Here is a 14,680-nt window from a genome sequence, read left to right as displayed (position 1 = left end):
ACGTGGAGCACTTTTCCGCCACCGCCGGACATGTGCTGTTCCTCAACTGGCGGGACACCCGGAACCCCGAAGGCGGTGGATCCGAGGTATACGTTGAGCGGATTGCCGCAGAGCTGGTAGCCCGCGGCCTCCGGGTCACGCTGTTCTGCGCCGCACATCGTCAGGGCCTCCCCGACGAGGTCAACGAGGATGGGATTCGGCTGGTCAGACGCGGTGGCCGCCACACCGTCTACCTGTGGGCCGCGTTCTACTATCTCGCCGGCGCCTTCGGCGTCGGCCCCCTGTCTCGCCGACGTGGCGGCCGACCGGACGTGCTCGTGGATGTCTGCAACGGCCTGCCATTCATGACTCCGTTATGGGCTCGTCGACCGATCGTCAAGCTTATCCACCATATTCATCGCGAACAATGGCATGTGGTACTTCCGGCATGGGCAGCTCGGTTCGGCTGGTGGGTGGAGTCATCTTTCGCCATATTCGTCTACCGGCACTGCCACCACATCACCGTCTCCGACGCCACCCGTCAGGAGCTGATCCAGCTCGGCGTACCCGCGGAGCAGATTTCCGTGGTGCACAACGGCACCCCGCCGCTCCCGCCCACCGACGCGGAACGCGCAGCCTCCCCGCTGCTCGTCACGCTCAACCGACTGGTCCCGCACAAGCGCGTCGAGGTGGCGTTGCAGGCGGTCGCCACCCTCGCCGACGAGCTGCCGCAGTTGCGGCTGGTCGTCGCCGGCCAGGGCTGGTGGGAAGGGCAGCTCCGCGAGGTCGCCAACAACCTGGGCATCACCGACCGGGTGGAGTTCCGGGGATTCGTGCCGGAGGAGGAGAAAGCGGCCCTCCTCGCCTCGTCCTGGGTGGCGCTGACCCCGTCCCTGAAGGAAGGATGGGGTCTGACCATCGTGGAGGCCGGCTCGGCGGGCACTCCAACGGTCGCGTTCCGCAGCGCGGGCGGTGTGGGCGAGGCGGTGCTGGACGGCCAAACGGGGCTTCTCGCCGACGACGTTGACGACTACGTGGCGAAGGTACGGACCCTCCTACACAACCACGAGCTACGACAGCAACTGGGGGACGCGGCCCGGGAGCACGCGGCGACCTTTACCTGGCCGGCTGCCGGAAGCCGCTTCGCCGCTCTACTGGAGAGCGCGGAGTCGCCCCGTCAGACGCGTTCACGGGGCGCCCCGTCCTACCTGCTGCCGTAGATCGCGGGCGTGTAGGGGTCCGGCTCGTTGGCCTGCTTGGCTTTCTCGATGAGCTCTTCAGCCTGGGAAACCGCCTCCTCCTCGGTGGCGGTCGTAGCGGCGGCCAGCCCACCGAGAGACAGGATCCCGAGCACCGCCGCCACCAGGCCGGTGACGACCAAGGTCAGGGCTTTACGCATGCCAATCCTCCAATGTCTGAACCTCGGAGCGGAGGTTACCACGCAGTAGCCCACCGGCGTACCGCCGAAACAGGGCAGCGATCACCACCACGACGGCGACAGCCAGCGCCACCACCACCGCCCACCGAGCCGGGGCGGCCATCACCGGGCTCGGCGGTGCGGCTGGATTGCGATAGAGGGCCAGGAACACCCCCTGGTACACGAGTTCGAGGCCGGCGAGGGTAGCCGGATCGACCTGGTCCGCGCGGTGTTGCTGGACCAGCACCCAGCGCACCCCCGTCTCCGCCGCCGGCCGTCCCGCCCCAATCAGCTGCCGGATCTCCTGCAGACGCGGGTTTTCGCCAGACACCGCGACGTCGCCGACCCGGAGCGTGTCGTCGATCAGGACTGTCGCCGGTAGGTAGCGCGGGGCCGGGTCCAGAACGGTCCGCCCGCCATTCCACGGGTACGCGCGGTAGCCGCTCAACGGCAGCGCCAAGACCTCCCCGCCGGGATCGGCGGCCAATCGCCCCGCCACCACCGGCCAATCCGCCGGATAGCTGACCGGCCACAGCCGACCCGCGCCGCCGAACGCGAGATCCGGCATAGCCGCGACCGGCAGCAGCAGCACACCACCCAGCACCACCCCCGCCACCTCCCGGTTCGTCCGCTCCACCCGGGTCACGAGCCGCTCGGCGCCCAGCGCCACACACACCACCAGCAGCAACGCGTACGGCGCCAGAAACTTCTGCCCATCGCGAAGCAGCCCGGCCCCCGGCAGCTGCGCCACCGCCCACCGCAGTACATCGGCGGTCCCCGGCACCGTGCCCAGCGCAGCGAGCAGGAAGCCGGCCCCGGCCAGCACCAACAGCCGGGCCGAGACGCCCGGCGACGTCCGCCGCCGCAGTAGCCCGACCCCGGCGCCGGCCAGAGCCAGCAGCACCAGGGTCACCAACGGCACCAGGGGCAGAGCTCGGCTCGCCGGAGTGGCCTGAGCGCTCCAGATGCCCCCGGTGCCCGCGAGCGCCGTCAGCGGACCCGCCCAGTTCTCGCCCCGGGGCGCGAAGGCGGCTACTCCCGCCGGGTCGGAGGTTCCGCCCGCGTCGGTGACCAGGGCAGCGGTCACCCACGGGGCGTTGAGCAGGGCGACCCCCGCCACCGCGATCGTCGATCCCCGCCAACGTCCCCGTCGCGGTGCGAGCAGCGACACCACACCAAACGCGATCAGCCCACCGGTCGGGGTGATCGCAGCCGGCGCGGCGGCGAGCAGCACCCGCGCCACCGCGCCGGCCCGCCCGGCCCGCAACTCCAAACCCGCCCGCACCAGCCACGGCAGGGCGGCATAGCAGACCAGCAGCCCCCACTGCCCGATCAACAACCGCTCGGCCAGGTACGGCGTCCAGGCGTAGCCGACCGCGGCAAGCAGCCGAACCCCGGTCCGTTCGGTCGGCACCAGGCGCCCGGCACCGACCGCCGCCAGCAGGACCGCCCCGCCCAGCGCGATCCGCTGCACCACCCAGCCCGGGACGAACTGGGTGAGCACCGAGACCACGGCATCCATCGGCACCGCCCGCGGCAGGCCCTGCGCTGGCGCCACGAGATCCCAGGTCAGCGGCTGCCGGGGCACGAACACCATGTCGTAGCGCAACACGTAGCCCGGTGCTGCCAGTGGGGCGAGCACCATCGCCGTCACCACCGCCGCGACGGCGTACAACAGGAGCCGATCTCGAACCACCCGGGTTCGATCGGCTGGTCGGTCACCCACTCACGACGCCGGCACCACCCGCCCGACAGTGATCAACCTGGTGCAGAGGGCGATGTCTGGCGTGCTGATGGTGACCTCGATGGCCTCCCCCGCACCGTGCAACGGGAAATACAGCTGGTTCAGTCCACTCCGCAGCGTGACCTCCCGGGTGGCCTCGCCCAGGCGCAGGGTCGCCGTCGCGTCGCCGGAGCTCAGGTAGCCGAGCTCCACCACGTACGGCCACTCCGCAACCGGTGCTGCCAACGGAATCCGAGTCGTACGCCCGCTCTCCACCAGGTGCCCGCAGTCGGGCACCTGGCCCGGCAGAACCTTGACTCCCTCGATCCGGACCGGCCGGATTCGACCCTCGGCATCGAAGGTCACCGGCAGCTCGGCCACCTCGACGAACTCCGGCTGGTGCTCCGCCGGTCGGAAGAAGTGCGACTGAAGGTTGTCCGGCCAGAAATAGCCGGACACGACCCGGTCGGGGACGATCGTGTCGAGGAAAACGGTGCCAGCGGGCGCGGCGGCAAGCTCGGCCTGGGCCGTGGCGAGGTACTCCCGGCCGTGCTTGGTGCTCCAGTTGTCGCCGAAGGTGACGGTGCTCCACACCGTACCGAGCCCGACCGCGACCAGGATAGCGACCGCCACCCGACCGACCGCGACGGCGTCGAGCACGCGCGGGAGTCCCGGTAGCGGCCGGGGGGTGTACCGGTCCTGCTCGCCGGTGTCGCGAAGCCCGAACAGGGCTACCCCGACACAGATCGCGGCTACCGGAACCACGTCGGCCACGAAACGTGGGACCGTGCCCACCATTGGGCCGAGCACACCACCGAGGCGGGTTACCGCGAAGAACGCGCTGACCAACCCGAGATAGCAGACCAGGAGCAGCCAGGCCCGCGCCGCCGACCGGCGCCGCCGAACGGTCACCACAACCAGGGTCGCCAGCACCAGCCACGACAGCCACATCGCAACCGGATAGGGATCCGCCAACGGCGGCCCGTCACCGGCGTGGGTCCACCGCCACGGCCCCCCGAGCAGGCCCGGCACGACGGTCGCACCGACCAGGTCGCCGAGGAACGTAAAAGCCTGACCGGGTGAGGTCAGCTGGTCCAGCGCACGAGCCGGTCGGGTCAGGTAGAACGCCAGGTAGGCCCCGGAGAGCACGGTGAGCGACAGCCAGACCGGCCAGTGCCGACGCACCGCCGTGACCAGGCTGCGCCACGGCGAACCGTCAGTAAACAGAAAGAGGGTCAGCAGGAACAACAGCGGCGCAATCAGCAGCGCTTTCGGGTCGAACAGCAGCCCGAACAGCAGCCACAGGGCGACCATCGCGAGGTGCCGGCGACGGCCGGTACGCAGATATCGGACCTGCGCCCGCACCGCCAGGACCAGGGCGAGCTGCACCGGCAACAGAAGTAGCCCGACCAGCCACAGCGACGACACCTCCAGCGTCAGCGGGCTGAACAGAAAGAGGGCCAACGGGACCAACAAGCCCCAGCCCGGCCGCAGCAGGTCACGCAGCAGCCGGTAGACGGCGATGCCCACGGCCGCCTGTCCCACCGCCAGCATCAGCACCCAGGGCCAACTGGCGAAACCGGCCAGCCGCACCATCAGCCAGGCGATCAACAGGCCGCCGGGCGTCGGATGGTTATTGAAGGTTCCCAACAGGAAGTCCGCGTCCAACCGGGCGTCCAGGGCCTGGGCGGCGAGCACGAACTCGTCCTGGGAGAACCAGCCACGCGCGGCGAGGCCGGCCCGCCAGGCGACCGACACCACGATGAGGGCTATCGCCACCGCTCCGACGCGGTCGGGACGAAGTCGCCGCGCGAACGCTCGCGGCTCGTCGGGCATCGACGCGGTGGGCTCTCCAGGTGCCACAGCCCCAGCCTCTGGCATTGACATGCTCGGCAGCCTGCCACACGCTTACACGCCGTGGGGGGTGGCCATCCATCCATGTTCGTCACACCAACCGTTGCCGCCGCCCCTGCCCACCCCCCGGTCCCGGCTGCGTCGCTCAACCATCGTCGGCTGCCGGTACCCGTACCACCGGCGGAACAGGAGCGACATGCGTGCAGAGGTGACCAGTGGCGCCGGAGCACGGCCGAATCGAGCCCAACGGCTGGACCAGAGATTCCGGCACCTCGCCATCTGCGTCGTCCTCACCGGCCTCGCCTTCCAGCAGGCACCCGGGCTGATCGTCCCCGACACCAAGGTCGACCTGAACGTCAATCCCGCCGGGTGGCTACTCCGCTCGCTGCACCTCTGGGACCCGACCGGCACCTTCGGCCAGCTGCAGAACCAGGCCTACGGGTATCTCTGGCCAATGGGTCCGTTCTTCCTGGTGGGATCGGAGCTTGGCCTGGCACCGTGGGTGATCCAACGGCTGTGGTGGGCGCTGCTCTTCTGCGTCGCCTACCTGGGTGTGGTGCGGCTGGCCGGCAGCCTCGGCATCGGCTCCCCCGCCGGACGCATGATCGCTGGCATCGCCTTCGCCCTGTCACCCCGGATCCTCACCCAGCTCGGCTGGTCCTCGGTCGAATCCTGGCCCAGCGCGGTGGCACCGTGGGTACTGATCCCGCTGGTCGGCCTCGCCCGAGGTGCGCCACTACGTCGGGCGGTCGCGGCGTCGGCACTCGCCGTGGCCTGTGCGGGCGGAGTCAATGCGACCGCCGTGTTCGCGGTGGTGCCGCTCGCTCTGCTCTGGCTCGCCACCCTGACGCCAATCCGCCGCCGGATCACCGCAATCGCCGCCTGGTGCGGCGCGGTCGCCCTGGCCACCGCCTGGTGGCTGGTTCCACTGCTCATTCTCGGGCGGTACAGCCCGCCGTTTCTCGACTACATCGAAACCGCCCAGAGCACCACCAGCGTGACCGACGCCGTGACGACGCTCCGCGGTGCCTCCTACTGGGTGGCGTACCTGGCCTCCCCGGTTGAGCAGGCCATCCCCGGCGGCGCCCGGTTGGCCACCGAGCTTGGGCTGGTTCTCGCCACGCTCGCCGTCGCCGCCCTGGGTGTACTGGGGCTTTCCCGGCGCGGGATGCCGCACCGCCGCTTCCTCATCACCGGCCTGGTGCTCGGCGCCGCGATGGTCGGGCTGGGACACGTCAGCGATCTCCCCAATCTCCTCGCCGGAGGACAGCAACAGTTCCTCGACGGGGTGGGCGCACCGCTACGGAACACCCACAAGTTCGACGTCCTGCTCCGCCTACCACTGGCGCTCGGATTGGCCCACCTGGTCTGCCTGGTCGGGCGGGCAGTGCGTACCGCGCCCGCCGCGCGACGCCGGCCGGCTGTCGCGCGAGCCTGGATCACCACCGGCGTGACCATGGCGGCGGTCGCGGCGGTCGCCAGCCCGGCGATCGTCGGCGGCCTCGCCACTCCGGGAAGCGCGCGGGTAGTACCGCAGTACTGGCAGGACGCCGCCGACTGGCTGGACGCGAACACCGGTCCGGGACGGGTGCTCGTCGTACCCGGGGCTCGCCGTCCCGCCTACGACTGGGGCAGCACCACCGACGAGATCGTCCAACCGCTGTTGGAGAGCAGCTGGGCGGTACGCAACTCGATCCCCTTCACCCCGCCCACCACCATCCGACTCCTGGACGCGATCGAAGCCACGCTCAGCTCCGGCGCCGGCTCGGCGGGCCTCGCCGACCTTCTCGCCCGCTCCGGGATCAGCCACGTGCTGTTCCGCGCCGACCTCGACCACGGTCGCTCCGACACGACCCGCCCCGCCGTGGTTCGCCAGGCCCTGCAGCGCTCACCGGGGCTGACCCGGGTCACCACCTTCGGCCCGGTCCGGGGTGGGCCGGAGGCGGTGGACGAGCGGCGCGACCAGGGGCTCGACGTGCCCGCCCGGGCACTTGAGGTCTACCAGGTCAACCGCCGGGTGGAGCCGGTAGTCGCCTACGACCGGAGGGATGTCGCGACCGTCGTCGGTGGCCCGGAGTCCCTGCTCGACCTCGCGGCGGCGGGCCTGCTGAGTCCCGCCCCCACAGTCCTGGCCGGCGACGCGGAAGCCGGCGACGGCTACGGTCCGGTGGCGATGACCGACGGACTGCGGCGCCGCGAGGTCTCCTTCGGTCGGTCCCAGGACAACGTCTCGCAGACCCATACCGCCGACGAGCCCCTCGCGCCGTCGGCCCCCGCGCACGACTACCTGCCCGACTGGGCCCCGGACTGGTCCACAGTGGCTGAGTATGCGGGCATCAGCTCGATTCGCGCAGCTACGGCACGCGCACAGGTCGACATTCCTGGCGGGAACCGCTCCGAGCACCAGCCGTACGCGGCCATGGACGGTGACCCGACGACCTCCTGGCAGTCCGCCCCGCACCACCGCGGCGATCGACAATGGATAGAGATAACGCTGGAGAACCCGACCAACGTCACCAGAGTCGAGCTCAGCTTCGACCTGACCGCGGACGTGGTGCCGACCACGGCGACCGTCACCGCCGGGTACGAGAGCCAGACCGTGGAGAGCTTCGGCGATCGAATGATCTTCGACCTGGACGGCAGCCACGCCACCCGACGCGTCCACATCTCCATCGACGACACCTTCGCCCTCCGTCCGCTCGGTGCCGGGGTGGTGGGGATCTCCGAGATCAGCATCCCGGGCATCCAGACCAGTCGCACCCTCCGGCTGCCGGAAGCACCCGCCACCGACCAACCACCGGCCGTCGTCGTCTCCGCGGATCCCCGCACGCCCGCCTGCTTCCAGGTGGACGGGAAACCGGCCTGTTCCACCAACGCGATCCGCGGCTCGGAGGATGGACGCACGATCGACCGTACGCTCATCCTGCCCGCTGCCGGAACCTACGACCCGCAGCTGTGGGCCCGCCCGATGGACGGCGCTGCCCTGCACGCGGTCCTCGACCAGGCGGTGACCGCCGCACAGGCACTGGGTCTGGCGCCCGAGGTGAGCGCCTCGTCAACCGGCGTCCCGCATCCGACCCGCCGCCCCGGCGCGGTATTGGACGGGGACCCGGCCACCAGCTGGTCACCGGCGCTCAGCGACGACGCCCCGATCCTGCGCCTCACCTGGCTGAAGACCCAGGTGATCGACGGCCTCCGGTTCGCCGTCGACCCGGCCGTCGCAGCCACCCGGCTCGGCAGCGTGCGGGTGATCGCCGACGATGGCATCCGCGGCGGTCTGCTCAGCGAGGACGGAGTGTTGACCCTGGATCCGCCGATCCGCACCAAAGAGCTCACCATCCAGTTCCTCGACCAGCCCTCCATCACCAGCATCGATCCGTACGGATTTCGGTTGCCCGAACCCCTGCCGATCGCGGTCGGCGAGCTCACGGTGCTTCCGGGCGCCCCTGCCAGCCCAGCAGACCTGGACGCGCCGTTGACGCTGGACTGCGGCTCCGGTCCAACGCTGACGATCGGCGAAGAGACCGTAACCACCGCCCTACGCGGCACGATGCGGGACCTCCTGGAATTGCGGGAGGTGCCGGCCGAGCCGTGCGGCACCGACACCGAGTTACCGCTCGACGCCGCCGAGCACCGCCTCGTCGCCGCCGCCAGCCAGTTCGCCACGCCGACCCGGGTCGCTCTCGTACCGCAGCAGCCCACGGACGTGACGGGCCCGAGCGCCCTCCAGGTCACCGCCTGGGATGCGACCGAGCGGCGGGTACAGGTCGCCGGGCACGCCGCCGAACGGCTACTCGCGGTGCGGGAGAACACCAACCGGGGCTGGCAGGCCACGCTCGCCGGCGAGCCGCTACGCCCCGTGGTCGTTGACGGCTGGCAGCAGGGCTGGATGCTACCCGCCGGCGCCGCGGGCGAGGTCGTCCTACGCTTCACCCCGGACCGCCCGTACCAGGTGGCGCTCCTGACCGGAGGCGTCCTACTCCTGGGCGTCACGCTTCTCGCGCTGCTCCCCGAACGCCGCGGCGGCGGCCCGGCCCGGCCGACCCGGCGACCGCGACGCCGGGCCCCCCGCTCGCTGCCCCTGCTGGCGGTCGGCGCGACCGCCCTGATCCTGCTCGGCGGCCTCGTCGGCGGGGCACTCGTCGCCGCTGGAGTCCTCCTCGCCCTCCCCGGTGCGCTACGCGAACCGCGGCCGACCGACCCCCGCTGGGTACGGCTCGCCCCCCGGTTCGTCGAGTCCTGGCTTCCCGCCGCCCTCGTCCTGCTCGCCGGGTGGGCGTACCTGGACGCCACACAGCGGCACACCGCCGCCCTTCCGCAGCTTCTGATGGTTCTCGCCCTCGGCTGCCTCTGGCTGTCGACCTGCCTTCGACACCGGTCCGTCCACCGCGCTCCCCAGCGCCCCGATCCGGTGCCCCCGGCGGTGGAGGTGCCCATGCAGTCGCCGGGCGCCGCCGCCCCGGACGCCTCCCGGCGGGAATCCGACCCCTCGGAAGCCGTGTGAGCCGGCGAACCAACGATGTGGACGGCTCGGGGACGCGTGCCCCGAGCACCGGCGTCCGGGCACTCGGCACCGCCGGCCTAGCCGTGACCGCCGCGGGGCTGCTGGGCAACGGACTCGCCTACCTGGCCCCGGTACTGGCCGCCCGCCAGCTCGACTCCGCCGAGCTCAGCGCGCTCGCCACCGCGCTCGGCCTGATCGCCATCGCGAGTGTGCCGGGGTTCGGCCTACAGCTCGCCGTCGCCGTGCACCACGCGAAGCACGGCCCCACCCAGACCCGCCGCGCAGCCCTGTTGACCGCCGCCCTCTGCGCGTCCGCCCTGATTATCGCCACCCCGTTACTCGGCAAAGGCTTGCGTCTTCCGGTCGAGGTGCTCCTCCTCTCCGCGGTCATCACGGCCGCCATCGTGCTCTCCTGCCGGACGTTGGGGGAACTCCAGGGCGGGCAACGGTTCGTTCGACTGGCCATCGCCATGGGACTGCTGGCCGCCGGCCGGTACGGCGGAGTGCTGGTCGGTCTGCTGCTGGACGCCGGCCCAACCGGAGCCCTGCTGCTCGGCGCCGGGACCGCCGCGCTCACCCCGGTCGGGCTGGCCGCCCTGGCCCGGTCGGCCGTCCCGCGGACCCCCTCCACGGCACCACCGCTGAACGCCGGCCAGATCCTGACCGGCTGCACCGCGATGCTCGCCATGCTCGTCGTCTCCTACGTGGACCTCTTCCTCGCCCGTCAGCTACTGCCGGTCGACGACTCCGGCGGGTACGCGGTGGGTACGGTGTTGACCAAGGGCGCGCTGTGGGCGCCGCAGGTCGCCACCGTGCTCGCCCTACCCCGGCTGGCCCGCGACGATCGATTCAGTCGGGCCGTCACGCTCGCCGTGACCGCCGGCTGCGGCGTACTGCTGATTCTCGGCTCGACGTTCGCCGGCGCCCTGGCCTTCCAACTCGCCGGCGGCCCGAACTACACCCACCTGGGCCCCCTAGCGCCGCTCTTCGCCGCGGTCGGAGCGCTCTGGGCCGTCGTCTTCGTCCTGTTAAACGCGGCGGTCGCCACTGGTGTCCGCTGGCCCGCCGCGCCGCTCTGGGTGGGCAGCGTCCTGCTGGCGACGGTCGCGCTGTGGACCGCGCCACGGACCGTCGCCGGGTTGCTCTGGCCCACCCTGGGAGCCGCCGTGACCACGACCCTGGTCATGACGCTCCGCACGTGGCGGTCGACCCCAGCGCGTGCCGACCCGCGGGTTCCGGCACCACGGCGGGCGTCAGCGGGGAGCTGACCCGGCTGCTTCGTCCTCAGCCAGCCAGTCGCTGAGCAGCTGGTGGCCGATCGAGTCCGGCCGGCCGAGCCGATGGCCTGCCACCGCCCGCCGACGCAGCTCGGCGGGAGTGAACCAGCGCGCCTCCAGCAGCTCGACCCCGTCCACCCGGATCTCGTCGGATTCGGCGGTGGCCCGGAAGCCCACCATCAGCCCCGCCGGAAAGGGCCAGGCCTGCGACCCCTGGTACGCCACGTCCGTCACCACGACGCCCGCTTCTTCGGCCACCTCGCGCCGGACCGCGTCTTCCAGCGTCTCCCCCACCTCGACGAAGCCGGCGAGGGTCGAAAACGCGTTCTCAGCCGCCCCGGCGTGCCGGGCCAACAGGCAGCGGCCGGGCGAGCCAGCTGACTCCACCAGCACAATGATGGCGGGCTCGATCCGGGGAAAGTACAGCCGGGCACAGCCCGGATCCGTGCACCGCCGGGCATGCCCGGCATCTTGGGCGTTGGTCGCCCCACCGCACGCGCCGCAGTACCGTTGCTGCCGGTGCCAGTGCAGCAGGCCACGCGCGTACCCCTGGATGGCCGCCTCGGCCGGGGATAGCCGCCCGACGAGCCCGCGCACCCCCACCACCCGAGTCGCCCCGGCGGCCGCCAGTGCGGCGTCCTCAGTGAGCTCGGACAGGTCCACCGCGAAGACTGCCCGCCCCGCCGCGAACCCGAGGAAGACCGTCTCCGCTGCGGCGGCGCGGGCCCGCGCCGCCGCGTCACCGCTCAGTTGCACCGACACCGCCTCGTTGACCAGGCAGTGGTCCTGCCACAGCGGCAGCACCCTGGTGTTTGCCGCGCCCAGCAGTTTCGCCAGCCGTTCCGGATCGGCGCGGAGGGCACCGGCCCGGTCCACCCAACCACCGCCGTACGCCAGGGCCACCTCGTCCTCCCGCATGGACCCCACCGTACGGAACCCCGTTCTACCGGGTGCGGGGCGGCACCATCTCGCCCGCCGCCGTCGCACGTCCGGGCCGACCCGCGAGGATCGGGAAGACGCGACACGCGACGCAGGACACGACCTGCCGCCACGGGCACATGTTGGTTACCGTAGTTTCCTTCCGGGTGTGATGACCGCCCGAGCGCGACGCCCCTAGTCGAGGTGACTGTGACCCTGTACGGCGACAAAGATCTGCCCGCCGACGACCGGCCCACCGTCCAGGTAACCGCGGTGCAGTGGCCCGTTGAGGAGACGGAACCCGTCAACCGCCAACGGGGCGGGAAGTGGGCCTTTCTAACTGGCGGCAAAAAGTCCTTTCCGCCCGGTGGGAAGTGGTCCTTTCCACCGGGCGGGGGGCGGATGCGCCGCGCCTGGTTGCTGCTTGCCACCGGGGTCACCACTGTTGTGCTCGCCTCCACAGTCGGCATCGGCGTCTTCGCGTACGGCGGTGACGTGCCCCGTGGCACGACGGTCCTCGGTACAGATCTCGGCGGTCAGAGCCAGGCAGCCGCGGTCGAGAAGCTGCACGCGGCGGTCGAACAACAGGCCGCCATGCTGAGCGCCCCCCTGCCGGTGGTCGTCGGCCAACACACCGCGGAACTGGTGCCGACCGAGGTGGGTCTCCGGGTTGACGTGGAGGCCACTGTGCGGGCCGCCATGCAGGTGGAGGCGCACGTCTTCGAACGCCTCGCCGGCTCCCGCGCGGTGCCACCGGTGGCGACGGTGGACGTGGAGAAGCTCGACGCGGCACTCGTGGAGGTCTTGGGGGACCAGGGCCGCGAGATGACCATGCCCGGCATCACCTGGAGTGGCCTCACCCCGAAGGCAACCCACCCGAAGCCCAGCCTGGAGCTCAACCCGGAGCAGTCCGCGCAGGCGGTTCGGGAGGGCTGGTTGAGCGGCGATCCGGTCACCGTTCCGCTGGTCGAGACATACCCGGTGACCACCGCCGAGGAGGTGGACCGGCTGGTGACCGAGTTGGCGAAGCCGGCCGTGGCGGCCCCGGTAACCCTGACGACGGACCAGGGCTCGGTGAGCATCCCGCCGGAGGCGATCGCGAAGAGCCTGCTGTTCACCGCCGACGAGGCCGGCACGTTGTCGGCGAAGGTCGATGTCAAACGACTCCGCTCCGCGCTCGGCGATGACCTGGCCAAGGTCGAGGTGACCCCGAAGAACGCCCGGATGACGCTCACCGACGGCAAGCCGAAGATCATCGACAGCCAGAACGGGAAGGAACTGGACGCCGACGGCCTCGGGGAGGCTCTGCTCGCGGTCCTGCCGCAGGCGGACGACCGCCGGGTGAGCGGCACACTCGAAACGAAGAAGCCGGAGCTCACCACGGAGAAGTTGGCCGGCCTGGGCATCAAGGAGAAGGTGTCGACCTTCACCACCCAGTTCTCCGGCGGGCTCTCCTCGCCCCGCAGCCAGAACATCATCACTGCCGCCAAGGACGTCGACAACACGCTGGTGCTGCCCGGCGAGACGTTCTCCTTGAACAAGCACACCGGCGAACGAAACTACGCAAAGGGCTACCAGGATGCTCCGGTCATCCTCAATGGCAAGCTCGTGCCGGGAGTCGGGGGCGGGGTCTCGCAGTTCACCACGACGCTCTTCAACGCCACCTACTACGCGGGGCTGGAGGATGTCGAGCACAAGCCCCACTCGTACTATTTCAGCCGCTATCCGGCAGTCATCGAGTCCACGATCTTCTACCCAGATCTCGATTTCAAGTTCCGCAACAACACCGAGTACGGACTCCTGATCGACACCTCCTACACGTCGAACAAGATCACCGTTTCGATCTGGAGCACAAAGGTCTGGGACAAGGTAAAGACGGAGTACGGCCCCCGAAGCAACATCACCAAGCCGAAGACGGTCTATCTGGAGCCCGGCCCGGACTGCATCGCCGCCAACGGCAGCGACGGGTTCAGCCAGAACGCCTACCGGGTGTTCTACAAGAACGGCAAGGAGGCGAAGCGGGAGAAGTTCAGCTGGCGCTACTCCGCGGAGCCACGCTTCATCTGCGGCCCGAAACCCTCCTGAGCCCCGCCCTCACCTGAACTGAGGGGCCCTGTCGGCATTGCCCCGGCAGGGCCCTTTCCTCGTCATCGGCGACACAGCTTCGTTGGCATCCGACAACCACAGCTCCTGACACCGACGTACGGTGGCCGAGCCGCTGTTGTCGCCGGCAGCTGCTGAGCGCTTCGGCCGCCGGCGAACAGACCACCCCCGGCCACTGATCCGGCGGACCACGACGGCGACGCGGAGAACCGGGTGCGGTCGGGCCGACCGACGTTCGACGAGCAGGCGACAAACCCCCAGCGAGGTGGGCCCGCCCGGCGGCTGGATCACGTGCCGCCACCGCTGTCCAAGCCCACCCAGCCGACGTTGGCGGGGCCCGGCGCGCAGGCCGGCAACCCGGAGTGGGTACGGGTAGGCGAGCCCGCCTGGACCTGTCGGCGTGGCGTTCCGACTCGTTAGCTCCGACCCTCGTTCTGATCCAAAACCGCGAGGTGCCCCCGAAATCCGGGCTGATCTGAACCGATGTGTCACGAGGTCCGGCGAACCGGACACGCTGCCGGCGCCAGGCCGAACATCCGGAGACTGTCTTCCGGGTGGTGTGCCCGGCGGGAAAAGCGTTGAGGGCCGACCCGGGTAGGGTCGGCCCTCAACAAAAGTTTTGCCCGGCGGTGTCCTACTCTCCCACACCCTCCCGAGTGCAGTACCATCGGCGCTGGAGGGCTTAGCTTCCGGGTTCGGAATGTAACCGGGCGTTTCCCCTCCGCCATGACCGCCGTAACACTTATCGACATATCAAACACACCCAACACCACAGGCAATGTTTGCTTGCCAAGAGATACACAGTGGACGCGTAGCAACTTAGTAGTCAAGTCCTCGGCCTATTAGTACCGGTCAACTGAACCCGTTACCGAGCTTACATTTCCGGCCTATCAACCCAGTCGTCT

General features: G+C 70.5%; 8 protein-coding genes and 2 rRNA genes. 4 read left to right on the top strand and 6 right to left on the bottom strand.

Features of this window, described 5'->3' with window-relative positions:
* Positions 1-2: 2 nt before the first annotated feature.
* Positions 3-1,199 (top strand): glycosyltransferase family 4 protein, encoded by a 1,197-nt coding sequence (locus tag B118_RS0121660; RefSeq protein ID WP_028193432.1) that lies wholly within the window; start codon positions 3-5, stop codon positions 1,197-1,199.
* On the opposite strand, the gene B118_RS0121655 is transcribed toward B118_RS0121660, so the two are convergent.
* From B118_RS0121655 to B118_RS0121645, 3 genes are read right to left on the bottom strand one after another with little or no spacing between them, the layout of a single operon-like run.
* A complete protein-coding gene (locus B118_RS0121655) occupies positions 1,184-1,378 on the bottom strand; it encodes a hypothetical protein (protein WP_018812937.1) in 195 nt (64 codons plus the stop codon). The genes B118_RS0121660 and B118_RS0121655 overlap by 16 nt on opposite strands.
* Positions 1,371-3,122: an MmpA family trehalose lipid delivery protein gene (locus B118_RS0121650; RefSeq protein ID WP_028193431.1), complete on the bottom strand. Its 1,752-nt coding sequence runs from the start codon at positions 3,120-3,122 to the stop codon at positions 1,371-1,373. The genes B118_RS0121655 and B118_RS0121650 overlap by 8 nt, the downstream gene beginning before the upstream one ends.
* Positions 3,123-5,000: a hypothetical protein gene (locus B118_RS0121645; protein ID WP_202902357.1), complete on the bottom strand. Its 1,878-nt coding sequence runs from the start codon at positions 4,998-5,000 to the stop codon at positions 3,123-3,125.
* A gap of 169 nt (positions 5,001-5,169) precedes the next feature.
* Here B118_RS0121645 and B118_RS0121640 point away from each other — a divergent pair, with 169 nt between their 5' ends.
* Together B118_RS0121640 and B118_RS0121635 are read left to right on the top strand one after the other, a co-directional pair.
* Positions 5,170-9,477, top strand: coding sequence for an alpha-(1->3)-arabinofuranosyltransferase (locus B118_RS0121640; RefSeq protein ID WP_028193429.1), 4,308 nt, complete (start codon positions 5,170-5,172; stop codon positions 9,475-9,477).
* Entirely contained in the window at positions 9,474-10,745 is a 1,272-nt protein-coding gene (locus tag B118_RS0121635; protein WP_028193428.1) for a lipopolysaccharide biosynthesis protein, read from the top strand. Before B118_RS0121640 ends, B118_RS0121635 begins: the two co-directional genes overlap by 4 nt.
* Here the strand turns inward: B118_RS0121635 and nudC are convergent.
* Entirely contained in the window at positions 10,731-11,672 is a 942-nt protein-coding gene (nudC, locus tag B118_RS0121630; protein ID WP_028193427.1) for an NAD(+) diphosphatase, read from the bottom strand. The two genes, B118_RS0121635 and nudC, sit on opposite strands and share 15 nt — an antisense overlap.
* Positions 11,673-11,876: 204 nt before the next feature.
* Between nudC and B118_RS0121625 the strand changes: the two genes are divergently transcribed.
* Positions 11,877-13,757, top strand: coding sequence for a VanW family protein (locus B118_RS0121625; RefSeq protein WP_026185529.1), 1,881 nt, complete (start codon positions 11,877-11,879; stop codon positions 13,755-13,757).
* A 639-nt stretch (positions 13,758-14,396) separates the two neighbouring features.
* Here B118_RS0121625 and rrf read toward each other — a convergent pair.
* Positions 14,397-14,513 (bottom strand): 5S ribosomal RNA (gene rrf, locus B118_RS0121620).
* Between the two features lie 84 nt (positions 14,514-14,597).
* Positions 14,598-14,680: ribosomal RNA gene (locus B118_RS0121615) — 23S ribosomal RNA — on the bottom strand; the annotation flags it as partial.

Origin of the sequence: Salinispora pacifica CNR114 (genome assembly GCF_000514775.1) — a bacterium.
Lineage (GTDB): Bacteria > Actinomycetota > Actinomycetes > Mycobacteriales > Micromonosporaceae > Micromonospora > Micromonospora pacifica.
Note: the sequence above shows the minus strand (reverse complement) of the source record. Positions and strands in the feature narration are given on the sequence as shown.

What these genes read in the sequence shown, in the direction of transcription:
- B118_RS0121655 (WP_018812937.1), bottom strand. Translation starts at nt 1,378, where the DNA reads ATGCGTAAAGCCCTGACCTTGGTCGTCACCGGCCTGGTGGCGGCGGTG.
- B118_RS0121645 (WP_202902357.1), bottom strand. Translation starts at nt 5,000, where the DNA reads ATGCCAGAGGCTGGGGCTGTGGCACCTGGAGAGCCCACCGCGTCGATG.
- B118_RS0121640 (WP_028193429.1), top strand. Translation starts at nt 5,170, where the DNA reads ATGCGTGCAGAGGTGACCAGTGGCGCCGGAGCACGGCCGAATCGAGCC.
- nudC (WP_028193427.1), bottom strand. Translation starts at nt 11,672, where the DNA reads ATGCGGGAGGACGAGGTGGCCCTGGCGTACGGCGGTGGTTGGGTGGAC.